This is a genomic window from Bacteroidota bacterium (assembly GCA_039821555.1).
GTDB lineage: Bacteria > Bacteroidota > Rhodothermia > Rhodothermales > Rubricoccaceae > JBCBEX01.
Map to the genome: position 1 here is coordinate 22,909 of JBCBNX010000009.1, position 23,558 is coordinate 46,466.

General features: G+C 69.5%; 20 protein-coding genes and 1 riboswitch. Of the genes, 8 read left to right on the top strand and 12 right to left on the bottom strand.

The window, feature by feature from the left end; translation table 11 throughout:
- Nucleotides 1–2: 2 nt before the first annotated feature.
- Nucleotides 3–878: a hypothetical protein gene (locus tag AAFU51_11520; protein ID MEO1571886.1), complete on the top strand. Its 876-nt coding sequence runs from the start codon at nucleotides 3–5 to the stop codon at nucleotides 876–878.
- Nucleotides 879–970: 92 nt separating this feature from the next.
- Here AAFU51_11520 and AAFU51_11525 read toward each other — a convergent pair whose 3' ends face one another.
- The 5 genes from AAFU51_11525 to AAFU51_11545 all read right to left on the bottom strand — a co-directional run bounded on the left by AAFU51_11525 (nucleotide 971) and on the right by AAFU51_11545 (nucleotide 5,069).
- Nucleotides 971–1,993, bottom strand: a complete 1,023-nt coding sequence (locus AAFU51_11525; protein ID MEO1571887.1) for an endonuclease/exonuclease/phosphatase family protein — start codon at nucleotides 1,991–1,993, stop codon at nucleotides 971–973.
- Between the two features lie 73 nt (nucleotides 1,994–2,066).
- Nucleotides 2,067–3,020 (bottom strand): LD-carboxypeptidase, encoded by a 954-nt coding sequence (locus AAFU51_11530; GenBank protein ID MEO1571888.1) that lies wholly within the window; start codon nucleotides 3,018–3,020, stop codon nucleotides 2,067–2,069.
- 96 nt (nucleotides 3,021–3,116) lie between these two features.
- Entirely contained in the window at nucleotides 3,117–3,572 is a 456-nt protein-coding gene (locus AAFU51_11535) for a hypothetical protein (protein ID MEO1571889.1), read from the bottom strand.
- A 44-nt stretch (nucleotides 3,573–3,616) separates the two neighbouring features.
- The gene (locus tag AAFU51_11540) at nucleotides 3,617–4,471 is read right to left on the bottom strand and encodes a ParA family protein (GenBank protein ID MEO1571890.1); all 855 of its coding nucleotides are present in this window, start codon (nucleotides 4,469–4,471) and stop codon (nucleotides 3,617–3,619) included.
- 319 nt (nucleotides 4,472–4,790) lie between these two features.
- Entirely contained in the window at nucleotides 4,791–5,069 is a 279-nt protein-coding gene (locus AAFU51_11545; GenBank protein ID MEO1571891.1) for a hypothetical protein, read from the bottom strand.
- A 557-nt stretch (nucleotides 5,070–5,626) separates the two neighbouring features.
- Between AAFU51_11545 and AAFU51_11550 the strand changes: the two genes are divergently transcribed.
- Nucleotides 5,627–7,618 carry a caspase family protein gene (locus AAFU51_11550; protein ID MEO1571892.1) on the top strand — a complete coding sequence of 664 codons (1,992 nt, stop codon included), beginning with the start codon at nucleotides 5,627–5,629 and terminating at the stop codon, nucleotides 7,616–7,618.
- Between the two features lie 70 nt (nucleotides 7,619–7,688).
- Here the strand turns inward: AAFU51_11550 and AAFU51_11555 are convergent, their stop codons facing one another.
- Together AAFU51_11555 and thiO are read right to left on the bottom strand one after the other, a co-directional pair.
- Nucleotides 7,689–9,626 (bottom strand): ATP-dependent DNA helicase RecQ, encoded by a 1,938-nt coding sequence (locus AAFU51_11555; protein ID MEO1571893.1) that lies wholly within the window; start codon nucleotides 9,624–9,626, stop codon nucleotides 7,689–7,691.
- An 84-nt stretch (nucleotides 9,627–9,710) separates the two neighbouring features.
- Nucleotides 9,711–10,862, bottom strand: coding sequence for a glycine oxidase ThiO (thiO, locus tag AAFU51_11560; GenBank protein ID MEO1571894.1), 1,152 nt, complete (start codon nucleotides 10,860–10,862; stop codon nucleotides 9,711–9,713).
- Nucleotides 10,863–10,957: 95 nt separating this feature from the next.
- Here thiO and AAFU51_11565 point away from each other — a divergent pair, with 95 nt between their 5' ends.
- Nucleotides 10,958–11,899 carry an SMP-30/gluconolactonase/LRE family protein gene (locus AAFU51_11565; GenBank protein ID MEO1571895.1) on the top strand — a complete coding sequence of 314 codons (942 nt, stop codon included), beginning with the start codon at nucleotides 10,958–10,960 and terminating at the stop codon, nucleotides 11,897–11,899.
- On the opposite strand, the gene AAFU51_11570 is transcribed toward AAFU51_11565, so the two are convergent.
- The 3 genes from AAFU51_11570 to AAFU51_11580 all read right to left on the bottom strand — a co-directional run bounded on the left by AAFU51_11570 (nucleotide 11,896) and on the right by AAFU51_11580 (nucleotide 16,269).
- Nucleotides 11,896–14,127, bottom strand: a complete 2,232-nt coding sequence (locus AAFU51_11570) for an ATP-binding protein (protein MEO1571896.1) — start codon at nucleotides 14,125–14,127, stop codon at nucleotides 11,896–11,898. The two genes, AAFU51_11565 and AAFU51_11570, sit on opposite strands and share 4 nt — an antisense overlap.
- 217 nt (nucleotides 14,128–14,344) lie before the next feature.
- Nucleotides 14,345–14,734: a hypothetical protein gene (locus AAFU51_11575; GenBank protein ID MEO1571897.1), complete on the bottom strand. Its 390-nt coding sequence runs from the start codon at nucleotides 14,732–14,734 to the stop codon at nucleotides 14,345–14,347.
- A 74-nt stretch (nucleotides 14,735–14,808) separates the two neighbouring features.
- Nucleotides 14,809–16,269, bottom strand: coding sequence for a PQQ-dependent sugar dehydrogenase (locus tag AAFU51_11580; GenBank protein ID MEO1571898.1), 1,461 nt, complete (start codon nucleotides 16,267–16,269; stop codon nucleotides 14,809–14,811).
- 111 nt (nucleotides 16,270–16,380) lie between these two features.
- Between AAFU51_11580 and AAFU51_11585 the strand changes: the two genes are divergently transcribed.
- Complete coding sequence (locus AAFU51_11585) at nucleotides 16,381–17,022, top strand: DUF1684 domain-containing protein (protein MEO1571899.1); 642 nt, start codon at nucleotides 16,381–16,383, stop codon at nucleotides 17,020–17,022.
- Nucleotides 17,023–17,040: 18 nt separating this feature from the next.
- Here the strand turns inward: AAFU51_11585 and AAFU51_11590 are convergent, their stop codons facing one another.
- Complete coding sequence (locus AAFU51_11590) at nucleotides 17,041–17,967, bottom strand: hypothetical protein (protein MEO1571900.1); 927 nt, start codon at nucleotides 17,965–17,967, stop codon at nucleotides 17,041–17,043.
- Nucleotides 17,968–18,269: 302 nt separating this feature from the next.
- Nucleotides 18,270–18,546: riboswitch (cobalamin riboswitch) on the top strand.
- Nucleotides 18,547–18,704: 158 nt separating this feature from the next.
- Here AAFU51_11590 and AAFU51_11595 point away from each other — a divergent pair.
- From AAFU51_11595 to AAFU51_11610, 4 genes are all read left to right on the top strand, one after another.
- The gene (locus AAFU51_11595; protein MEO1571901.1) at nucleotides 18,705–20,726 is read left to right on the top strand and encodes a TonB-dependent receptor; all 2,022 of its coding nucleotides are present in this window, start codon (nucleotides 18,705–18,707) and stop codon (nucleotides 20,724–20,726) included.
- A 75-nt stretch (nucleotides 20,727–20,801) separates the two neighbouring features.
- A complete protein-coding gene (locus AAFU51_11600) occupies nucleotides 20,802–22,115 on the top strand; it encodes a T9SS type A sorting domain-containing protein (GenBank protein MEO1571902.1) in 1,314 nt (437 codons plus the stop codon).
- Nucleotides 22,116–22,120: 5 nt separating this feature from the next.
- The gene (locus tag AAFU51_11605; GenBank protein MEO1571903.1) at nucleotides 22,121–22,363 is read left to right on the top strand and encodes a (2Fe-2S)-binding protein; all 243 of its coding nucleotides are present in this window, start codon (nucleotides 22,121–22,123) and stop codon (nucleotides 22,361–22,363) included.
- 179 nt (nucleotides 22,364–22,542) lie between these two features.
- Nucleotides 22,543–23,286, top strand: a complete 744-nt coding sequence (locus tag AAFU51_11610; protein MEO1571904.1) for a PIG-L family deacetylase — start codon at nucleotides 22,543–22,545, stop codon at nucleotides 23,284–23,286.
- Here AAFU51_11610 and AAFU51_11615 read toward each other — a convergent pair.
- On the bottom strand, nucleotides 23,267–23,485 hold the full coding sequence (locus AAFU51_11615) for a hypothetical protein (GenBank protein ID MEO1571905.1): 219 nt from the start codon (nucleotides 23,483–23,485) through the stop codon (nucleotides 23,267–23,269). The two genes, AAFU51_11610 and AAFU51_11615, sit on opposite strands and share 20 nt — an antisense overlap.
- Nucleotides 23,486–23,558: the final 73 nt, after the last annotated feature.

The window sequence follows — 23,558 nt, forward strand, 5'->3', positions numbered from 1 at the left end:
CCATGCAAGCCCCCGCGTCCCCTCCACCCCCTATCTCCACCGGCGACGGCGCCCCTGCGTCCCGCCGCCGCGTGCTCGACTTCGACCCGAAGCGCGACGGCTTCGCGTTCACGAACGCGTTCGTCTGGACCGACCATGACCTCGACTTTCTGACGGAGCAACTCCAGCCGCTTCTCGTTGGAGCCGGCGGCATGCTCGGCGGCCTTACCGGGCAGCTCCTCGGACGCAGGCCCGTCCTCGGATCACTCGTCGCCGGGACGGTTGGCGCTGTCGCGGCACGGTGGCAGGGTCGTGCGCTCGTCGAGCGTGTGGCGCGGCAGTGGTCCAGCTTCGGTCTCTGCGGCGGAATGGCGCTCGCGGCCGTCGAGCGGTGGCCGCTCAAGGCTGGGCTACCTACCGCCAAGCTCGAACGCGAACGCGTCCGGGCGCTCCTCCGACGGCGGCAGGCGCGGACGCTCCGCGCGGCGTGGCAGCCGTTCCTGCGCTACTGGCTCGGCGTGCGGCTCCGCCCCGACGGCGTGCCCTATGCGCCCTACGGCGATGACCTCCTCGCTGCCTACCGCGCGATTCGCCAGCGTATCGACGGCGGGCGGCCCGTCGTCATCGGCCTCGTCGGCGACGCGCCGGACGTGTTCACGCAGCACCAGGTGGCCTGCTTCGGCTATGCCGATCACGAGGGCGTCGCAGGTGGCACGCTGCTCGTCTACGACCCCAACAGCCCCGGCGAGGTGAAAACCGTCACCGTCGAGGCGTTCGGCAGCCACCCGCGCCGCTGCTTCGTCTCCACCGACATCGAGACGGGCCCACGTGGCAACGGGACCTACTTCGTCAGCCAGCGCCACAACCACCTCAGCACGCTCTTCGTCGTAGACGCGTGACGATGGCGTGGACGTGTGCGAGTGTGTGGACGTAAAAATGATCCTCCCCACCGTTCGACGTTCACGCGTTCAAACGTCCATACCTGCACACATCACCGCTCGACCTGGCCGAGCGTGACGACGACCGGGAAGTGGTCCGGCGCGACGAGCGGGTCGTGGCTGTGCACGTAGGTGACTTCGCGGAGCGCGGCATACATCGCCTGGCCGAGGAGGATGTGGTCGATCGCGGACAGCTCGCCTCGGTCCACGCTGCCGTTGCCGTTGCGGTCGTAGAGCGCGGTGAAGCGGCGGCGCTGCGGGACCTCGCCCATCACGTTGGTGAGGTCGTCGGCAGGGTCGGCAGGGTCGGCACTCCGGATGCGCGTCATCACGTCGGTGATCGGCTGCGAGCCGCGCACATCGCGGACGCTGGCGTCGAAGTCGTTGAAGTCGCCGAGGACGGCTACGGCGCGGCCTGCGTTCTGCTCGCGGACGACGAGGCGGCGGATGACCTCGGCCTGCGCCTCGCGCCGGTCCTTGCGGCTCGTGTCGTCGGGGCGCGCGAGGAAGTGTACGCCGATGAGCGTGGCAGGCGTGCCACCGGGCAGCGTGAGCCGCACCCAGAGGTTCTTCGAGACGCCGTAGGTCTGCTCGCTCATCGCACCGACGGGCGCTCGCACGTTGGTGCGCCCGGCCTCCTCGATGGGCAGCCTCGTCAGCAGCGCCACATTCTGCCGGGTGAACGTGTCGGTGCCGTTCACGAGGACGCCCGTGTAGCCGAGTCCTCCGAGTTGCTCCTCAATGAGCAAGTCAAGCGCGCGCTGGTTCTCGACCTCCTGAAGCATCACGAGGTCGGCGTCGAGCATCTGCACGAGATGCCCGACGCGGGCCCGGTGCGCCTGCGAGGCAGCCGGATCGCCCTTCCAGTCGAATCCAGCGCCGCCCTCTTCGCCGTCGCCGTCGAACATGAACTCGGTGTTCAGCGTGGCGAGGCGCAGCCCAGCAGTCTTGAATGTCGGAGCCGGTTCGGCCTCGAACCCGCTGGCGGACGGCAGCGAGACGGACGGTCCAGAGCACCCCGCGCACCCGGCGAGGACGAGGAGCAGAAGCAGGGTGAGGAACGAGCGCAGAGGCATGGGCGAGCGGAGAGACAGCGAGGCAAGAAGACAGCGAGGCAGGAAGGCCGTGAGCCATGAAGGCAGCGATGGCTTACAACCTAGGACCGGTGACGGGATCGAGGACTGTGAGCGAGGCCGTACCCCCCGTGACGGCGAGGCGCGCGCGGACGCCGACCGGGAGCGTGGATTTTACGGGGAAGTGGCCGTAGACGAGGCCGCGGGCGACGGGGATCGAGACCGCCTGCGCGTAGTGGTTGAGCACCTCGTCCACGGAAAACGACGACGGCTGGCCACTCGGAGGCGTCGCGCCCGTGAACGCGCCGTAGACGAGGCCGCCGAGCCGGTCGAGCACGCCCGCGAGCCGGAGCCGCGCCAGCAGCCCGTCGATGCGGTAGGGCGCCTCGCCGATGTCTTCGACGAAGAGGATGGCGCCGGAAAGGTCGGGGAGGTAGGGCGTGCCGAGCAGCGCCGCTACGAGCGACAGGTTGCCCCCGAGCAGCGTACCCGTGGCCTCGCCAGGTCGCACCGGGACGAGCGCTTCGCCACCAGGGCCCACAATCTCGATGGGCGCTTCGCCGCCGGCGACCGCCCAGAACTGTGCCTCGGCGGCGCGGCCTACGTCGGACTCGGCGAAGCGGGGCCAGTCGGGCGCCGCCATCGGACCAGAGAGGCCGGGCAGGCCCGCGTGGGCGAACAGCGCGAGGTGCAACGCCGTGATGTCGCTGTAGCCGATGACCAGCTTCGGGTGGCGGCGCGCGGCGGCGTAGTCGACCCGGTCGAGGAGCCGCAGGACGCCGTAGCCCCCGCGCACGCAGAGGAGCGCGTCGAGGTCGTCGCGGGCGAGGAGGGCGTTGAGCGCCGAGACGCGGTCCCCGTCGGAGGCAGCGAGGTAGCCCTTCGGCGCCAGGTGCGGAGCCTCAACGGTCAGCCCTCGCTCTTCGAGCGCGGCGACACCAGCCGCAAGGTCGACGGGCGAGCGCGGCGGACTCGCAGGCGCCACGAGGGCGATGCGACTGTCGGGACGAAGCGGCGGCGGGAGAGGCACGGCGAAGCGCGGGCATACGGGCGGATGCCAAAACGTACGCGATTCCGTCCAGTCCAGTGCGCCTGTGTTCTCACTGTCCCCCGGTTGGCCGACGCTCTAGCCGCGTTCCAGGAACACCAGTGCGGAGAAATGCGGGCCGCTCGCACTCGTCGGTGTGACGTGGGCAACCCGCCAGCCCTCCGCCAGCGCCGCATTGAGCGCGTTCATGCCTTCAGTCTGGCTGCTGCTGCGTGCCACGAGGATCACCTGCTGCGACACGACCTGAGGCGGAGCAACAGGCTTGGGCGCCGGGTGCTCCTGGGGCGCCGTTGGGCGGTCGTCGGCGAAGAACACGGAGCGGGTGCTGCCGCGTCGCTCCGGCGACGGCTCGTAGGTGCTACGCCCGCTCCCGTCTCCGCCCTCGGGGAAGGCCGGGACCCGGTCGCGCGTGACGCGCCCCACAGGACTGGGAGGCGCGGCGACATCGCCAGCTACGGGATCGGCGACCATGAACGGGTCTTGGCCGAGCGTGCCGAAGAAGTCGATGGGGAATTTCCGCTGAGGCTTGGACATGAGCCGGGCAGGCGGACAGGCTGAGGTTGAGGGAGGCCGAGGAGCTAGGGGGCGGGCGCGGAGACCGGCGCGGGGGCCCCGTCGCCGGAGGTCTGCGCACGCGAAGCGCCGTTGAGTTGGGCGAAGACCGCGGCGTAGCGCTGGATGCGCTCGGTCACCTCGCCCACAAGCGCGTTGTAGTCTTGTGCGCCCTGGCTCTCGGGTGCGAACTCGAAGATGGTCTGGCCGAGGCCGGGCGAGTCGCTCAGCGTATCGTCCTTGCGGATCATCGTCTGGAAGACCTTGCTGCCGTAGTGGCCACGCACCTGCTGCTCAATCTCCGCGTGGCTGTCGTTGTTGGGGTCCACCATCGTCATGATCACCCCGAGCACGGGTGCTACCCGGCCCAGATTCATGCGAACTTGGGTGACCACCTCGCCAAGGCTCACCAAGCCTTCGAGGGCGAGGTAGGACGGCGAGAGCGGGATGATAAACGCATCCGCAGCCACGAGGATGTTAACGGACAGCAGCGACGTGGACGGGGGGCAATCCATCAGGATCACGTCGTACTCGTCCATGACCTCCTCGATCGTACGGCGCAGGACGCTCTCGCGCCCGGAGTGCTCGGCGAGGCAGAGGTCTGCGTCGGCGAGGTCGAGCGAGCCCGTGATGAGGTGCAGGCGCGGGATGTGCGTCTGCAGGATGGCGCGGCGAATCGGCACCTCCCCATAGAGGACGTGCGCGATAGACGGACGCAGCTTCGCGCGCTCGATCCCGAGCGCGAGCGAGGCCGAGGCCTGACTGTCCATGTCGACCAGCAGCACGCGCTGGGTCTGAGCCAGGCCCGCCGCGAGGTTGATCGACGTAGTCGTCTTGCCGACGCCGCCTTTGTTGTTGATGATGGAGATAACCTTGAGCATGGGGCAGACGGGAGCGTCGGCGCTGAGAGCAGGTCGTGCGAGTGGACAGACTCCCAACACAAAAGGCAGGCCACCCCAGGCCCGTACCCGAAAATCGCTGCGTGGCGGGCGCTAGAGCCCCCAGAGCGCCCCCATCTCGCTCCAGTCAGGGTGCAAACCTACCTGCCACGGCCCCCCTGCTTCCGGTGCCGCTTTCAAAAAGACCGCCCCCCAGTACGTCTTGTACCGAGGGGCGGCATCAGGCTAGCCTCGGAGGGGAGGAAGACTAGCGTGCTTTGTCTGAGGTCTCTGGGTGCGAGGCCCACCAGGAGAGCGTGCCTCAAGGGAGCAAAGCGGAAGGGGGCTTCTTTGCCACATGCGGCCTAGTCACGAGAGACGGAATCTCGCCGGACAGCGCCCCGTCGCCGACGTGACGGTGCGGGGTCCGGGCCAGCAGCACTTGTACGACGAAGTCAAGCGGGGCCGCGTCGGGCGGTGCCTCCGAGCGGACACCCACCACGCGCCAGCCGTTGCTTAGGGCCTCGTGAAGGCTTTCCACGCCTTCCACCACATCGCCGCGACGCACGAGCGTGAGCGTCTGCTGCACCAGCGAGGTCATGGTTGTGGCTCCAGGAGACTCCGTTTCAGCCGACGCGAGCGCGTTCGATCGGCGGTGTTGGAAAGAGGAGGGGAAGAGTCGAAGATGCGTCATCGATCCACGCGAGCTTGGCTAGAGGAAGGACGCGGCTGTAGGGTGGATCCAGCGGGTCACGCACTGTTTGGTCAAAGCCTGGGCCAACCGAATATGTGTAGGACCAAATACCGATTTCTTGCTAGCTGCGAGCATACTCTGCTGTCTTATTTCGCTACATAACGGAGAATAGGTGTCGCGACATATTTTTGTTCATACGACTTATTAATAATAGTATAGCAGTGTAAGACAAACACTGACACGATCTATGAATCAATACCCCAAGGCCTGAAAAATTCTACCACTCGGGGTGATCCATTACGCGACACCACGAATATTACAAAAGACCCCCACGCCCGGAAAAAGCGTAACAGGACCCCAAGTTGGCACACTGCGCCGTTGCTTCCGAGAGACATTATGTACGAGTAACGTTCCCCTAGACGGACCTGGTTTTTCTTCTTACCCTCTCCCCCCGACTCGCCCCCATGCCATTCTTCTCCTCGCCGCGTTCCCATACCCCATATGTGGAGGGGCGCCTGTGCACGTTCGTGACGCTGGCTGCCATCCTGCTGCTCCCCCTGCTCGTCCTCACCGAGAGCGCTGCTGCCCAGGACTCGCTCGCCGTGTCCAAGGCCGTCATCGGCACCGTCGCTACCAGTTCCGATGGCCCCACACCGATCGGCACGAAGGCGGCTGCGCTAGGCCAGGTGGGCCCCGGCCGCCTCGAAGGGGAGCCGGAAACCGTAACGCTCTCGTTTGACCACGCCGCCGTGCTCGACTCGACCGCACTCCGCATCGACGACGGAAGCCTCGCGGACTTGTTTGTGTTCAACGCTGCGCAGGACGACACCGTGATTGTGGCGATGACTTCGGAGGCCTTCACGCCCTACCTCGCCCTCGGGTATGGCGCGAGCACGGTGGCCCACGGGCGCGTCCAGCGCGTGCGTCCGATCGCTGAGGCGGCGGCGGTGGACGGCACAGCGGCGCTGCGCGTGGCGCTCCCGGCTGATGGCACCTACACGCTCCTCGCCAACGCAGCCACCCCCGGCGAGTCAGGCCCCTATCGCCTGGTGGCGCAGTCAGTGACCGCAGCCGATGCCCCCACGCCCCAGCCGATCCGCCTGAGCGACCTACCGGGCTCGCCCTTCCTCGACAAGGCGCTTGCCCCGCGCCTCCTAGAGTCCGGCACGACCGTGACGGGCCGCCTCACCCGGAAGGACCCGACGTTCTCGGACCGGACGCCCTTCCACACGTGGCTCTTCGAGGGGCAGACCGGCGACCGGGTCCAGGTCACGCTGCGCTCGGACGACTTCGATCCGTACCTCATCCTCGCCGAGGGCACGCCGAGCGCCCCGCGCAAGCTCGCCGAGAACAACGACGGTCCGGGCGCCACCGACGGCACCGCCGTCATCACGTTCACGCTGCCCAGCACCGGCACCTTCACGATCTACGCCAATGCGGCGGCGCCCGCCACCGGAGCCTATGCGCTCACCTACAGGTCCGGCGAGCGCAACGGGATGCCTGCCCCAACCCTCGGCTTCGCCGGGCGCTACCCAGGCGGCGGTGACCCCGACGGCCGCTACGCCGTGCTCGTCGGCATCAACGACTACCCGCCGGGCGTCTCTGACCTCGCCACACCCGTCTACGACGCCCGCCTGATGCGCGACGTCCTCATCGAGCGCATGGGCTACCGCGAGGAAGACGTGGTGCTGCTGACCGACCGGCAGGCCACGCGCGAGCACGTTCTCCAGGCACTCGGGCGCCACCTCGGCCAGGCCGGGCCGGACGGCTCGGTGTTCTTCTACTACTCCGGCCACGGCTCGCAGACCTACGGCAACGAGGCCACCCAGGACCCGGAGGCGGACGCGCGCGACGAGACGCTCAGCCTATGGAGCGAGGATGGCCGCGTGATCGACCTCCTCGACGACGAGATTCGGATTCTCCTCGACGCGCTGCCCGCGCGCCGCAAGCTGCTCATCTTCGACTCCTGCCACTCGGGCACGGCCGCACGCGGCGCGTTTGCCACGAAGCGCCTCGACCGCGACCTCGACCAGGTCGCCGACGCCTACGCTGACGTGTCGACCTACCTCACGCCGGAGTCGTTGCCTGCGTATGGCCTCACGCCGCGCGCACCAAGCAGCGACGGCACGGTCTCGGGGGGCGTCCTCGACGCCGATGGCCTGACGAGCCCCTACGTGCTGCTCTCGGGCTCGCAGGAAGACCAGTCGTCCTACACCTACACGGGGTGGCCCGAGTCGGCGGGGCGCGGCACGCGTGTGAGCGTGTTCACCTACTACCTCCTCGATGCGCTCGAAGCCTACGCCGACGCACCCGACCGCGCCCTCACGTTCGACGCGATGATGACCGGCGTGCGCGACACGACGGAGTCGTTCATGGCGCAGCACAGCTACGCCCAGACGCCCCACCTCTCCGGGCCACTCGGGACCCTCCGCCTCGCCGAGTTCTTCGCCCGGTAGGGTGCCCCGCCTGCGCAACGGTCCCAGATCGCTCTTCAGCACGACCTACACAGAGCTCTCCTGCAAGGACTCAGTCCGCCTCGGGGCGCGCGGATACGATGCCCAAAAATCGCTGTCCCCGCTCCGTCACTTCCACGCGCTCAGCGAGGGGGTCTGGGGCCCGAAGGTAGCCCTCGGCGAAGAGCCAGCTCGCGAGCGCCTGCGTACGGCGGTCCGACGCGGGCAGCGTGCCGGTGAGCGCCGCCTCGTCGAGCAGGGCGCGGAGGACGGGCTCGTCGGCGGGCGTGACGGTGGCGGGGCGATGGCGGCCCAGGCACACGTCGCAGCGACCGCAGCGGTCCGGTGCCGCCTCGCCGAAGTAGCCGAGCAGGAAGCGGCGGCGGCACGTCGCCGCCTGGGCGTAGCGCTCGACGTAGCCGAGCCGCCGTCGTGCGCGGGTGCGGGTCGCGTCGAGCGCAGCGTGGTCGAGATCGGCCTGAGCCGTGCGCGGACCGAGAAAGGTGAGGGCGAGGCCGGCAGTAGGGCCGAGGTACGCGATCAGGCCGTGCTCCTGAAGGAAGCGCAGCCCCGCGTCGATGCGGGCGCGCGGCAGGCGGGTGCGGCGGCTGAGCGCCCGCAGGTCGAGGTCGGTCCAGCCCGTGAAGGCATCGGCGTGGACGGCGCGGAGCAGCACGCGCACGAAGCGCCCAAGGGACGGATTGGGAGTCTCGGCGGCATAGCGGCGCAGCGCCTCCGCAGACTGGCGCACCTGGACGAAGCCGACATGGGGCCGCGGCTCGTGCACCTCCCAGACAGCAGCACGCGCGAGCGCCTCGACGGCCGCCCGTGCCGTTGACCGGGGCACACGAGCGGCGTCGGCGAGCGCGGCGAGGGCGAGGGGGACCGGCCCGTCGGGCTGGCTACCGACGGGCACCTGGGCGAGGCTGCACGCGGCGGCGTAGACGCGCTGTACGGTCACGGCATCGGGGTGGCTCACGTCGGCGCGCATCGCGGCCTCGGAGGCGGCGCCCGGCCCCACGAGCAGCACGGCATGCGCGGGCTCCCCGTCGCGTCCGCCGCGACCCGCCTCCTGGTAGTACGACTCCAGCGTCGGCACGAGCGCGGTGTGCACCACAAAGCGCACGTCGGGCTTGTCGATGCCCATGCCGAAGGCGCTCGTGGCGGCGATGAGGCGCGTCTCGCCGCCGAGCCACCGCTGCTGCACGGCGGCCCGCGTCTTCGCGTCGAGGCCTGCGTGGTAGGCCTCGGCGGCGATGCCCGACGCCGCGAGTACCTCGGCCCAGTGCTCGGCACTCTTGCGGGTCCCGGCGTAGACGAGCCCCGTCCCTGGCACCTTCGCCGCGATCTCGCGCAGCTTGCCGGCCACGTCCTCCACATGGTAGACGCTCCACAGGAGGTTTGGCCGGTCGAACCCGCGCACCTCGACGTGCGGCTCGGCCAGGTCGAGTTGCGTCACGATGTCGCGGCGAACCTCTGGCGTGGCCGTCGCGGTGACGGCGAGCATCGGCACGGGCCCCGTGAGCGCGCGCACCTCGGCGATGGCGCGGTAGGCGGGGCGGAAGTCGTGGCCCCACTCGGAGATGCAGTGCGCCTCGTCCACGGCCACGAGCCGGACACGCAGGCGCGGCGCCCGCAGCCGGAAGCGCTCGGTCTGGAGCTGCTCCGGCGCGACGTAGAGCAGCCGGTAGCGTCCGAACTCGGCGTCGGTCCAGACCTGCTCGGTTTCGCGGAAGGACAGCGCCGAGGTCAGCGCCGCGGCGGGGATGCCTCGGCGTCGCAAGGCGTCGACCTGGTCCTGCATCAGCGCGATCAGCGGCGAGACGACGAGCGTGAGCCCGCCGAGCACGACCGCCGGGACCTGGTAGCACACCGACTTGCCGCCGCCTGTCGGCAGCACCGCGAGCGCATCGCGCCCATTGAGTACCGACGCAATCGTCTCCGCCTGGCCGGGCCGAAACGCGTCAAACCCCCAGTGCGTCCGCAGCGCGTCGTGCGCGTCGTTGACCAAACGGGAGGATGAGGATCCGACAGCCACAACCAGAACGAGGAGTTAGAGAACGCCGGAATCTACCGTCCAGCGCCGCGGTGCTCGTTAGAACCGTCCCGGCGCGAACGGCGCGAGCACGTCGGACACCGCTGCGTCGTCGGCGAACCGTGCCATCACGAGGGCCGCGATCTCGTCGGCCGTCACGGGCGTGAGCAGGATGCCGTGGCGGTAGTGGCCAGTCGCCGCAACGATACCGGGCGCAAGGTCGCCGAGTAGCGGCGCGTGGTCACGGCTAGCCGGGCGCAGCCCCGCCCACGTCTCGATCACGTCGAGGTCCTCGATGCCGGGGCACGCTTCCCAGGCCCCTTCGAGGAGGCGGTAGAGGCCGCCCGCCGTCACGCGCGTATCGAAGCTCTGCTCCTCGCTCGTAGCGCCGACCACGAGGCGGCCATCGGACTTCGGGACAAGGTAGGCGTGCGGGGCGCGGACGACGTGGCGCAGCCCGAACGGCGGTCCGGCGACGGGCGCATCCATGCGCAGGCTCAGCATCTGCCCCTTCACCGGCCGGATCGGCACCTCGGCTGGAGCGAGGCCGTCTACGCCGCGGCTCCATGCCCCGGCAGCGAGCACCACCTGGCGCGCCGTCCGCTCCGTGCCGTCGTCCAGCACCACGCGCGGCTGCGCGGCATCCGGGTAGATCGCGCGCACGCCGACACCCTCGTGCAGCACGATGCCCTCGTGCTGATCGACCGCTACCCGGAGCGCCTCTACGAGCCGCCGGTTATCCACCTGGTGATCGCCCGGCGCATGCACGGCCGCCGCGATGCGTGGCGAGAGGAACGGTTCGAGGTCGAGCGCAGCGTCGCGGGAGAGCCAGCGTACCTCGGCGCCGTGCTCCTGCTGGAAGCGGAAGCTGCGCTGGAGCGCCGCCGCATCGTCGCGGTCGGGGGCGACGACCAGTGTGCCATCCGTGCGGTAGTCGACGGACTGGCCGGTTTCCGCTTCGAGGTCGCGGGCGAACGTCGGCCAGCGGCGGAGGCTCTCGCGGCTGAGTGCGTAGAGGTCGAGTTCCTCGAAGCCGAGTTCGGCCACGGGCGCCAGCATCCCAGCCGCCGCCCACGAGGCGCCGCGTCCGACTGCGCCTTTCTCTAGCACCGCCACGCGCGCGCCGCGCTGCCCGAGCCGCCACGCCACGCCCAGCCCGACGACCCCGCCGCCGACGACGAGCACGTCGTGAGAAGTATCTGCGTGGGCCATGGAACCGAAGACGAAAGGTGGGCGGTCGAAGAAGCAAACGGAACGCCCTCGCAGCGTCAAGCGAAATTGTCACGTACACCTGCTCTATCGTCGCCATGCTAAACCTGCTGCAACCTGGGACCGAGCCCACCGTCGTGGCCGACGGCCTGATCTGGGTCGAGGGGCCGGTCTGGGTCGCGCGGCTCGGCGGACTCCTCGTCTCCGACGTGAAGGGCAACACGATGTGGCGGATCGCACAGGACGATGGCGGGGCGTGGTCGCGCCGGGTGTTCCTCCGCCCGAGCGGCTATGCCGGTCCGGAGCCCCCCGGCATCGAACATGGCTCCAACGGGCTCGCCCTCGACGCCGAGGCGCGCGTGGTGCTCTGCTCTCACGGTGAGCGCGGCGTCTTCCGGCTCGATGAGGACCGCTGGCTCAAGCACCCCCTCGCCACACACGCTGACGAGGGCGGGCAGACGAAGCGCCTCAACAGCCCTAACGACGTCGCGCGCCACCCGGCGACCGGCGCGCTCTACTTCACCGACCCGCCCTATGGCCTTGACGATCCTGCCCTGCGCGAGTTGACCCGTGCCGCGGTCTACTGCATCGACCCGGACGACGGGACGCTGACGGTCGCCTCGGAGGCGCTCTACCGGCCCAACGGCGTCGGCTTCACGCCAGACGGCAAGACGGCGCTCGTGGCCTGCTCGGACGACCACTGCCCTGGCTGGTGGGCCTTCCCCGTGCACGACGACGGCACCTTCGGCGCAGGCACGCTGTTTCACGACGCCGCGCCCTACCTCGCCCCACCCCAGTCCGAGGCCCGCGCCACCCAGGCCATGCCCGACGGCTTCACGTTCGACGACGACGGGCGCGTGTGGTCGGCCGGGCCGCTCGGCCTGCATGTGTTCGCAGCCGATGGCACCGCGCTCGGCACGATGGATCTCGGACGCAAGGTGTCCAACTGCGCCTTCGGGGAGGACGGCCACAGCCTGTTCGTGACCGCGACGGACCGGGTCTACCGACTCCGCACCATCACGCCAGGCCCCGTTGGCTAGCCCGCTAGCGCTGCACCGACGGTGAGCACCAGTTCCATGTCGTCAAGCGGCTTGTGCAAGGCGGCGTCGAATCCGGGCGGCGCACCCTGGCCTGGTTCCGTCAGCGCGATCGCGTAGGCACCGGCGGTGCCCGCGCACGCACGCAGTTGGGCGAGAACCTCTCCAGACGCCGTGTCTGTGAGGTTGGGACTGAGCAAAAGGAGGTCGAACGGGCGCTCCTCGGCGCGTTCGAGCGCCTCGGCGAGGGTGGTCGCGGCATGCACCTCGCAGATGCCCATGAGGTAGGCACCGACGAGCGAGCAGATCGTCTGGTCCGTATCCACCACGAGGAGGCCGGTGGGCTGGGCGAGCGGTCCTGGTGCTGCCGTTTCGGGGGTCTGGACGGCGGCCATCGGCGGTTCGCGGCGCGCGGGTTCGCGCTGCTGCGACTGACGCAGCCCGCTCGGGGCAAACGGCTTGGCGTCGACGGGTACGCCATTCACGGGCACGCCTTCGACAGCGCTGGCAGGGGCATCGTCTGCGAAGCGGAACGCCTCCGGCTGGTCGGCCTCTGGCTGATTGGCCTCCAGCTGGGCCTCCCCTTGCTGCGTCGCCGCGTCGGCTTGCGTCGAGACTGGAGCCGCGCTGTCGGCGCCCGGCAGCCACGTGCAGGGGAGCGTGACCGTGAAGGTGCTCCCTACGCCGAGCGTGCTCCTCGCTTCGATCGTGCCGTCGATGAGCGCGGTGAGCCGCTGCGCAATGGTCAACCCGATGCCGACGCCGTCATGCGTCCGGGTCCATCCGTCGGATTCCTGCTCGAACGCGTTGAAGACGTAGGGCAAGAACTCGGGGTCGATGCCGCACCCTGTGTCCGTCACCCGCAGGCGGAGGCCGTCGTCCAGCGGCTCTAGGGCGACCTCAACGTGCCCTTCTTCGGTGAACTTGAGTGCGTTGGTGACGAGATGAGAGGCGATGCGGCCGAAGATGGAGGCGTGGCCCTCGGCCACGGATTCCGGAAGCGAGGCCTTCAGGTGCAGCGATAGCGCCCGCTCTTCAGCCAGGCTGTGCGCCTCGTCTAGGACGGTCTGCAGGAGGCGGGCTGGGGCGAAGCGCTCGAGTTGGGTTGGCATTTCTCCTGCCTCGATGCGTGCCAGGTCGAGAACCGAGTTCAGGGTCGTTTTGAGACGCAGGCTGTTCTGATGGACCAGTTCGAGGGGCTGCTGAAGGCTCGGCGGCGCTTCGAGGCGGAGCCACTCCGCGGCACCGAGCAGGCCGGTGAGCGGCGTCCTGATTTCGTGGTTGATGTTGGCGAGGAAGGCCCGGATCAGGTTGGCCGCCGCTTCGGCCCGGTCGCGGGCATACCGCAGCGCGTCCTCGGCCTGCTGCTGAGGCGTTACGTCGCGGATGACGCCCAGAAAGCCGTCGGCGCCCCCGGCGATCTTCACGCCGACGGTTTCGCCTACGAACGTGGTGCCGTCGGCACGGCGGTAGGTCACTCGGTACGCCGCCTCCCGGTCGGCCGCCTCTGGGTGGAAGCGCAGTCGTCCCTGGAGCGCGTAGTCTTGAGAGTCGGAGTAGAGCCGCTCGGTCGTGTCGCCGGCCACCTCGTCCTGCGCATAGCCGAAGAGCCGCTCGAACGCAGGATTGACAGCGACGATGCGCCGGTCGGGCGCCGCGAGGATCACCGCATCCGGGGTTGCCTCGGCGATGCGGCTCAGGCGCGCCTCGGTGCGGTAGCGGCTAGCGTCGCTCTCGTATCGCCCCACCGGTTCAGCGAGGCCCGCGGCGAGCTCCGAGAGAAACGCCACCTGGTCTGGATGCAGCACACGCGACTGGGTGTCCCAGAGACAGAGCGCTGCCAACGGCGTCACCTTGTTCGGTGCGGTCGGATCCTCGGCGTGGTAGCACACGAAGCCAGCGAAAAACCGGACCTCGGGAGGCAAGATCTCTACCCAGCGGTCGTGTGCATGGACGTCGTTGTGGATCTCGATGCCGTCGGTGACATGGCCGTCTGCATACAGCAGGCGCGCGTCGGGCTTGACGCCGTCGAGTCCTCCCTCGACGAGGCTCCAGATGCCGCGCTGCGCGTCGAGGAAGACGATCTGCACGCACGGCACCTGGGCGTAGCGGGCCGCCAGCCGTGCGATCCGGCGCAACCCTAGGCGGGCCGTGTCTCGGAGCGCCTGCAGCGGCGCGGACCTGGGCGCAGCGTCCAGTGCATAGGCGGAGTTGGAGGCGAGCAGCGGCATAGCGAAACGAACCGCCGGGGAGGTCGAAAGGTGAGCGGGCCACGGGAGCGCCTCCATGCATGGCCGCATGGCACCGCCACACGACGCCCGCTGACGCGCCCGTCTATGGCCCGCTCGTTGGGCAAGAAGCATACCGCCTGCACGCTGTCGCCAGGCACACCTTGAGGCGCTTCGACGTCCAGGCGTACCCGTACTCACGTGGCGGTGCCCTTTTTGATCAGGCCCCGTCCTCGCCGATGTGGAGCACGTCGGGGACATCGTTGCGCTGCACCTCGGGGTTGACCAACCCGCCCGTCAGGGGCAGCACGAGCGCCGTCAGAAACGGTCCGAACGCACCCAGCAGAAACTCCTGCTGGAACTCAAAGAAGTCGGGGTCGAAGCCCTTGGCCTCGCCCTCATGGCCGCGCACGTCGAGGTAGTACACGCGTGGCCAGTCCGGATAGCGGTCCTGCGCCTCCCGCACGAGGGCGAACGCCCCCTGCGCTGCGGTTTCGAAGGTGTCGTCCGCCTCGACCACCTGGTAGAGCGCGATCGTGTTGTCGAAGGCGAGGTGGATGCCCGGCGCGTCGGGCTTGTTGTACGTCGGGACGAACGGCGGCGGCTGCATGAGTCAGCGGAGTCGGAGAACGAGGGAATCGGCGCGGGGCAGGGATACCGTCAGGCTACGATCAGGTAGCTCGATCACTGGGCTACGACGAGGCGGCGCGTGACGCGCTCGCTGCCGAGGTCGAGCCGCGCGAAGTAGAGCCCGGCGGGGAGCCCGCGGGCCGCGAAGCGGGCCTCGACGACCTGCCCCGGCTGCATCGGCGTCGCGTTGAGCAGCGTGGCGACGGGACGGCCGAGCACGTCGAACACCTGAAGCGTCGCGCGGCCCGCCGCGGCGGTCTCGACACGCAGCGTCGTGGCTCCGCGGAAGGGATTCGGCCCCTGGAGGTCGAGCGCGATGGCGCGTCCGGCGAGGCCGTCTTCCTCCGTGGTCGTCGGGTTGCGCACGAACTGGAAGACCCGGGCCCTCGGCGACCCGAACGGGCTGCTGAGCACATAGAGCTCGTTGTCGGCGTCCACACCGAACGAAGTCGGGTTGGGGACAGACGCGATGCGCGCGTTCGAGACCTCGTCGAGGTTGCGCACGTCGAGCGCCCAAACGTTGCCCGTCACATAGTCACCGTAGATGTAGCGTCCGACGAGTCCGCCGTTGGTGGGCCCGCGGTAGACATGGCCGCCGGTCACCGAAAAGCCCGTATCGTCCCCGTGCGCGTAGACGAAGACCGGGTCAACTTGGCCTTCGAAGTCACAGTTGCGCGACGGCTCGTAGCACGCAAACCCTTCTTTTCGGTCCCAGCCGTAGTTCCCCCCGTTGACGACGCGGTTGATCTCTTCGAAGGCGTTCTGCCCGACGTCGGCCGTCCAGAGGTAGTCCGTGACAGGGTCGAACGAGAAGCGCCAGGGGTTGCGGAGGCCGTAGGCATAGATCTCGTCGCGTTCGAGGCCGTCGGTCGGGGCGAAGGGGTTGTCCTCGGGGATGCCGTAGGGGGCCCCGGCCGGGACATCGTCCACGTCGATGCGGAGGATGGAGCCGAGCAGCGTGGTCGGGTCCTCGCCGTTCTCCTCGGGGTCCCCGCCCAGTCCACCATCGCCGAGGGCGATGTAGAAGAGCCCGTCGGGGCCGAAGGCGATCTGGCCTGCGTTGTGGTTCTGGAAGGGCTGCGCAACCGAGAGGAGGACGCGCTCGCTGGCGGGGTCTGCGGCGGTTGGGTCGCTGGCCGAGCGGGCGTACTCCGCGACGATGGTGCGGATAGGCGACGGCGTCGTGTAGTAGACGAAGAAGCGGCCGTTGTCGGCATAGTCGGGGTGGAAGGCGAGGCCGAGCAGGCCCAGTTCGCCTCCCGCGAAGACGCGATCGCGGATGTCGAGGAACGGGGCGGCGTCGCTGCCATCGCCTGAGCGGCTGAAGGTCACGATGCGCCCCTGCTGCTCGACGAGGTAGAGCCGGTCCGGGTCGGCGTTGTCGTGCTGGAGATCGACGGCGAAGCCGAAGCTAGCCTCGGTGAAGACCTCCTGGGTGAGATAGAGGTCTTGGGCCATCGCAGGCGAGGCCGCGAGGACGAGGAGCAGCGACAGAATGCGGAGCAACGAGCGCATAGCGGGAGGCAAAGCAGGAGGAAAAGCCGAGGGACACAATCTGGGGGGCGGGCTGAACGTCTCGGCACGCTGCGGGTTCTACGCGCCACCGCTCGTCCATGCCCACCCTCGATGCCAGCGCTCTCCCGCTTCGTTCTGCTCCTCTGTGTTGGGGTGCTCTCCGCCGGGGTGCTCCACGGCTGCTCGGAGCCGCCCCCGCCCGAACCGCTCCCGCTCGACCGCTTGCGCGCGGAGTGGGACGCGGCCCTCGTCCGCAAGGACAGCCTCTTCCGGTCAGCCGCCTCCCCGTTGCTCCCGGCGGACACGGCGGCCTTCGACGGCCTGCCGCACTTCGCCTACGACTCGACCTTCGCCTTTCGTCCGCGCCTCACGCCGACGTTTACCACCGACACGCTGCTGCTGACCACGTCCACGGGCACCGCCCGCCCGTTCACGCACGCCGGGTTGCTCTCGTTCACCTACGACGGGCGCCCATTCCAGCTCACGGCCTTCGAGCCCGTCCTGGGACCTGCCACGCTCTTCATCCCGTTCCGCGACGCCACCAGCGGGCGCACGACCTACGGGGCGGGCCGCTACCTCGAACTGCGCTCCCAGCCCGACGGGCGCTACGTGCTCGACTTCAACTTCGCCACGACGCCGTATTGCGCCTTCAACCCGGCGTACGTCTGCCCGCTACCGCCCGCCGAAAACTTGCTGCCGTTTGAGGTCAACGCCGGCGAGCGCGTTGAGGGCTCGCTCGACCTAGCTGGGTAGACTACGGCGCTGGCTACACTACGGCGCGAGCGTCGTCAGTTGTCCGGTCTCAATGTTGGCGCGGAAGACCTGCGTGTCGAAGAGCAGACGGAGTGCCTGGAGCCCGGACCCACTCTCCAAGTCGATCTCGACGGTGCGCTCGACGGTTTGCTGGTCTGTGACCGCGCCGCCGACTTCGCGGGAGTACGTTGCCCGGTATGCGCCGGTGATGCGCCCCGTCGCCTCGCCGGCCCAGCCGTCGCGCCCATCGCTAGGGCCACGCACGTCCTCGATGGTGAGGACGAGGGTGAAGTTGGTCCCAGCGAACACGTTGTCGTCTCGCGCGATGCGGTCGAGCCCCGAGAGCGTCAGCGTGCCGTTGACGGTGAGCGCCGCCGCATCGAGGTCGGTGACCGTGAGGCTGCCCTGCATGTTGGTGAGGCGACTGCTGCTGCCCGGGAGGTCGCGGTCGCTGGTACCGCTCGTGACAGCGACCTGGAGAGACGTAGCCCGGTCATTGGGCGCGTCGAACGACGAAATGAGGCGGCCGTCGGACGTCAGGAAGTTGAGCGTGTAGGTGCGGCGGATGTCGGCGAAGAAGTCGGCATCGCGGCTGCCGCGGCGGCCGTCGGCGGTGACGCGCCAGGTGACGGCCGGGCCGTCGTAGCGGTAGGTGCGCGTGACACCGCTGGCCGAATACATCAGCGGCGCCGAAGCGGGCGAGATCGCCTCCACGCGTGCGAGCGCGAGGTCCGCGACGACGTCGAGCGCCCCGTTGGTGTGGAGCGCGAGCGCATTAGCCACCGAGAGCGCTACATCCTCGACGAGGGTCTCAGGCGGCGGCTCGTCATCGGACGCGGTGTCACAGCCCACGAGCAGGCTAAGCGCGAACAGGCCGAGGAGCACGGACAGCCACGTTGCATGCAGGCGGTGCAGCAACATCCGGCGAAACAGGCAGACAGTCATGATGGCGGCGATTTGGACGGTGCGGAGGGACCTCGTCGGAGCCAGCAGAGCGGGAGCAGTATGATGCCCTGGGTGGGCACTCAGCCAGTCAGCAGCACGCGCCCCGCGACGCGTGCGTTCTGCGGCAAGTATACCATATTTGAGCGGCTCTGCCGAGGGTGACTGCGTTACCCTTATCCCTGGACCAGGCTCGTTCGTGAAAATCGCCCCGCGCGGGAGCGCCTCGCGTGGCGGCGCCTATATTGGCAGCGGTTGGTTTATCGACCACTCGGTGGCGTCCCTGCGACGCACCGATGTTCGTTCTCTCACATACGCGCGCGGGTGTCCACGAAGACCGATCCAGTCGGCTTCGGGATGAAAAGGGAATCCGGTGCGAACGTGCAGGCCGCATGGTGCCCACCCAGTTGGGATCCACGCGCTCGCCGTTCCAAGCCGGAGCTGTGCCCGCAACTGTAAGCGGTCGGCTGCCGCTGCGGACGCGTCGTCCACTGCCCCACACGGGGCTGGGAAGGACGGCGCTGAGGCGGACGAGCCTGAGGACCGTGAGCCAGGAGACCTGCCCGTGCGCCCACGCCCCCCCTACCTCCGGGACCAGAGGTGTCTGGCGTCATCGGCCCCACCGGCTCACGTGCGGCGCGCTCGCGCAGTGTCACCCGGTGTGGCGTGCCCTATCCACGCGAGGGCGCGCCCGGTCCGTGCGACCCGACCTCTCCCTGAGGCCGGGTTTTTTCGTGCCCGTGCGCCACGCTATCGCCGCCCTACTCCTCTTCCTCGCGCTCCCACTCGTCGGGACGGCGCAGGTGATGCCGCGCGACACGCTTGGCGCCTCTCCCACGCTGCGCGACTCGCTCGGCACGGTGACCGTGACTGCCACGCGCACGCCGACTGCACCGCCTGAAGCCCCCGGCCGCGTGACCGTGCTCACCCGCGCCGACGTCGCTGCCACAGGCAGCGCTAGCGTGGCCGACCTCCTCGACGCCCGCAGCGGCGCGTTCCTCCGGCGCTATGGCCCCGGCGGCCTCGCCAGCCTCTCGCTGCGCGGCACCGGCGCATCGCAGACGCTCATCCTCCTCGACGGCCACCGCATCGCCGATCCGCAGCTCGGACAGCTCGACCTCTCGCTGCTGCCCGCTGTGCTCTTCGAGCAGGTCGAGGTCGTCCACGGCCCGGGCAGCGCGCTCCACGGCACCGACGGGCTCGGCGGCGTGGTCAACCTCCGCACGGGCGGTTCGGGACGCCAAGTTCGAGCCTACGGCGAGGCCAGCGCGTGGGGCGCACGCACCGCTGGGCTGCTCGTCCGCGACGAGGTCGCCCTACCCACCACCGCATTGGGCGGCGTTCTCGGAGACGGCGCCCGCTTCGGCGTGCTCGCCGTCGCCGACGTGACCACGCAGGAGGGCGACTATGCCTACTTCGACCCGACGCGCTTCGACAACGAGACGGGCACCTCGGGGCTATGGCTTCGCCGCGAGGACACCGACGAGCAGCGCCGCAGCCTGCTCGCGCGCTTTCACCTCGACACCGAGCGCACGCGCTCCAGCCTCGGCGTGTGGCACAGCGCGGCCGAGCGCGGCCTCTTCGCCTTCGGCGGCACCCGCGGCGAGCGCCAGTGGGACGAGCACCTCCGCATCTGGACCGACCACACGCACCGCTTTGGTGCGACGCAGCTCCGCGTCGGCGCGCTCGTCCAGGAGGGCCGCCTCCGCTTCCTCGGCGGCGGCGTGGACGACACGGGAGCCACGCGGACCCTCTCGACGCAGGCGAGCCTCCAGCGCCCGTTCGCGGTGCGCCTCCCCGTGGACGGCGTCTGGACGCTGACCGCCGGCGGCCACGCGACGTTCGGCCAGGCCTCACACCCGCAGCTCCGCGAGGACGCTGCCGACCGGAACCTCGCCGCCCACCTCAGCGCCGTCGGCGACTACGGGCGCGTGCGGCTCTTCCCGGCGCTCCGCTACGACGCCGTGCGCGCTGCCGACCAGGATTCGAGCGCGACGCTGACGGCGCTCAGCCCGGCGCTCGGCCTCAACGTCCAGCCGCTCGCGCGCGCCCCTCTCTACCTCAAGGCGAGCGCCCGCCGCGCCTTCCGCGCGCCCACCTTCAACGACCGCTTCTGGGGCTCCGTCGGCGACCCGGCGCTGCGCCCCGAGCGCGGCACGAGCCTCGACGCGGGGGCCGCGCTCGCCATTCGTCGCCCGATCGCGGAGGACGCGGCGCTGCACCTTGACGCGGAAGCGTCGTGGTTCGCGAGCCGCATTCGCGACCAGATCGCCTGGCGGCCGGGCAACGATTTCGTGTGGCGACCGGGCAACGTTGGCCGCGTGGAGACGCGCGGGTGGGAGCTGTCGGGGGCCGTCCGCTATACCCGCGCTGGGCGCACCGTGGAGGCGCGCGGCCTCGTCACGCTCACCGACGCACGCGACCGCTCCAACCCCGAGTCCAGCAGCTTCGACCAGCCGCTCCTCTACGTCCCCGATGCCCAGGTGAAAGCCGGTCTCGGCGGCGGCACCGACCTCCTCCGCGTCGACGTCGACGTGCGGCACACGGGGCGGCGCTACCACACATCCGACGGCTCACAGTCACTCGCGCCCCTCACCGTGGTCGATGTACAGGCACGCAGCCGCGTCGTGCTCTCCCAGCACGTCGCCGCCACGCTCGCGCTCCGCCTGGACAACGCCGCCGACCTCCGCTACGCCGTCGTCCGCCGCTTCCCGATGCCCCCGCGCCACCTCACCCTCCGCCTCGCCCTCGACATCCGCTAGGGCTCTTCTCTCCCCCGCTTCTCTTCACCGCCCACCCGTCGCACCGCTGCGACGCACCGCTCAACCCTACTTCCTATGCGCCTCTTTTCGCTACTCACCCTCCTCCTTCTCACGACCCCGGTCTTCGCCCAGGCGATTGACACGCGCGGCGTCTACGTGCCCAGCCAAGGGGCCTTCGGCGCCGACAACGCCTCGCTCACCTTCGTCGACCCCGGCGCGGGGAGCGCCTCTGAGATCCTCACGGACCGCGTCTACACGCAGGGCGCGCAGATCATCGGCGACCGGCTCTACCTCACCGCTGGCAACGACGGCGCGAGCCGCGTGGACGTGATCGACCTCGCCACGAACGCCCAGGTCGCCCAGGTGACGGGGAGCCTCACCGAGCTTCGCAACCCGCGCTACCTCGCCGAGGTCGCGCCTGGCAAGGCCTACGTCACCAACCAGACCTATGCCTTCTCGACAACGGACCCGGCCTTCGTGAGCGTCCTTGACCTCGCCACGAACACGATCACAGGCAGCATCACGGTAGACCGCCAGCCGGAGGGCGTCGCGGCGGCGGCCGGACGCGCCTATGTCGCCCTCGGCGGCTTCGGCGAGCGTGACTCTCTTGCTGTGATCGACGTGGCCACGGACGCGCTCGCGGAGTACGTCGACATCGGCTGCCCGGCGCGGCTCGTCTTTGCTGACAATGAGGACGAGATCTGGGCCGTCTGCGCCGACGAGGTCGTCGTCCTCGCTGCGGCCGACGGCTCAGAGGTGGCGCGCATCGCGGCACCGCAGCCCATCGCAGTCGGCTTCGCGCAGGAGGCCACCTACGAGCCGCTCACGAACACGCTCCTCACGGTCGTCGCTGGCGGCGTGCTCATCTTCGACACGGAGCGCAACGTGCTGGACGGCTCGGCCGTGATCACCGGCGACGCCGCGATCTCAGCCGTGGCGCTCGATCCCGAGGGCGAGGTGGTCTACGCGGGCCGCCCTGACATCGCCAACCCGTTCAGCGCGGCGGGCACCGTCACCGTCCACACGATCGACGGGCAGCAAGTGGCGAGCTACCCGAGCGGCATCTACCCGACCTACGCTGCTGCCTACGTCGTGACCTCGGTGTCGAACGAGAGCGACCAGCCAAACGCTGCGCCCGCGCTCGCCGCCTACCCGAACCCGTTCGCGGACGCGGCCACGGTCGCGCTCACCCTAGACGAGGCCGCGACGGTGCAACTCACGGTCTACGACGTGCTCGGCCGCGCTGTGGCCCACCTAGCGGACGGTCCGGTGGCCGCCGGGACACAGACGTTCCGCTTCGACGGCCGCGGGCTACCCGCCGGCCGCTACGTCGCCCGCGTTGTGACGGGCGGCACCGTGCAGACGCTCCCGCTCACCCTCGCCCGCTAGTCGCTGTGTCCCTCCGCATCGACCGCTGCTACTGCTTCCAGCAGACCTTCGCCTGCCTGAAGGACATCGCTGCCGCCACCGGGGCCGACTCGGTGGCGGCGCTCCAGGCGCACGTCACGTTCGGGCAAAAGTGCAAGCTGTGCCACCCCTACGCCCGGCGTATGCTCCAGACCGGCGAGACGGTCTTCCACGAGATCATCCGCGACGACGGTACCCAGAGCGACGGCACCCAGAGCGACGGCCCCTAAGAACCGACACCGGATGGGGCCGCCGAGGCCGCAGCCCGGTAGGCGTGCAGCGCGATTCCAGCCTGATTCTAGAGCCTATTTTCAGGCCACGCTGAAACGATTTAGGCACATCGCTCGTTGCAACAAACATTCGAGCGCCTGTACCGCTCCGTCGTTTCTCTGTCTCGCCGTCGTCCCCTGTGACCCTCCTCTACGTCTTCCCGCACCCCGACGATGAGTCCTTCGGCCCTGGCCCCGCCATGGCGCGGCACGCACGCGAGGGGCACGCCGTCCATCTGCTCACGCTCACGCGGGGCGGCGCTACGAAGCAGCGGCACACCTACGGCTACTCCGTCGAGGAGATGGGCGCCATCCGGGAGCGGGAGACGCTCGCCGCCGCCGAGGCCCTCGGCTGCACCTCGGCGACCGTCCTAGACTTCCCTGACAGCGGCCTCGCCGACCTCGACCCGCGCCCGCTCGAAGCGGCCATCCGGGACGCGGTCGAGCGCGTGCGACCCGACGTGCTCGTGACCTACGCCGCGCACGGCATCAGCGGCCACCCGGACCACCTCGTCACGCACGCCGTCGTGAAGCGCGTGTTTTGCGAGCTACGGGGACGTGCCGGTGCGCCGCGTCGGCTCGCGCTCTTCACGCTCATCGAAGGCGAGATCGTGCGCCCACCCGATCACCTCCAGGGCGTGCCGCGTGCCGACGTAGGCGCCATCGTGACGTTTTCCGACGCGGACCGCCAGCGCGGCACCGAGGCGTTGCGGTGCTACGAGACCTACCAGTGTGTCGTGGACGAGCACAACCCGCTCAAGCAGGTCGCCAGCGGCGTTCCGTTCGTGCTCTTCCAGGAAGACACCGACCGCGTCCTCAGCAACCTCACGGCAGGGTTGACGACGCGGACGGCTCCGCGCGTGGTCACCGGCGTCGGCGTGTGACGAGGCCTACGCCGAAGGCAAAGAGCGCCGAGCCGAGCACGGCCCAGATCACCGGAAACGCCTCGCCGCCAATACGCAGCACCCAGAACTCTGGAAACCCGAACTCGTCAGCGATCCAGGTGCCGAGGCAGGCTCCGATCAGCCCCACGACGGCTGAGACGAAGCAGCCGCCGAGCGAATGACCTGCGCCCGATGGCACCGCACACAGCAGCGATGAGGAGGTAGACGACGAAGCTGCCGAATGTCCTAGCGTGGTTCGAGAGGTGAGCGAG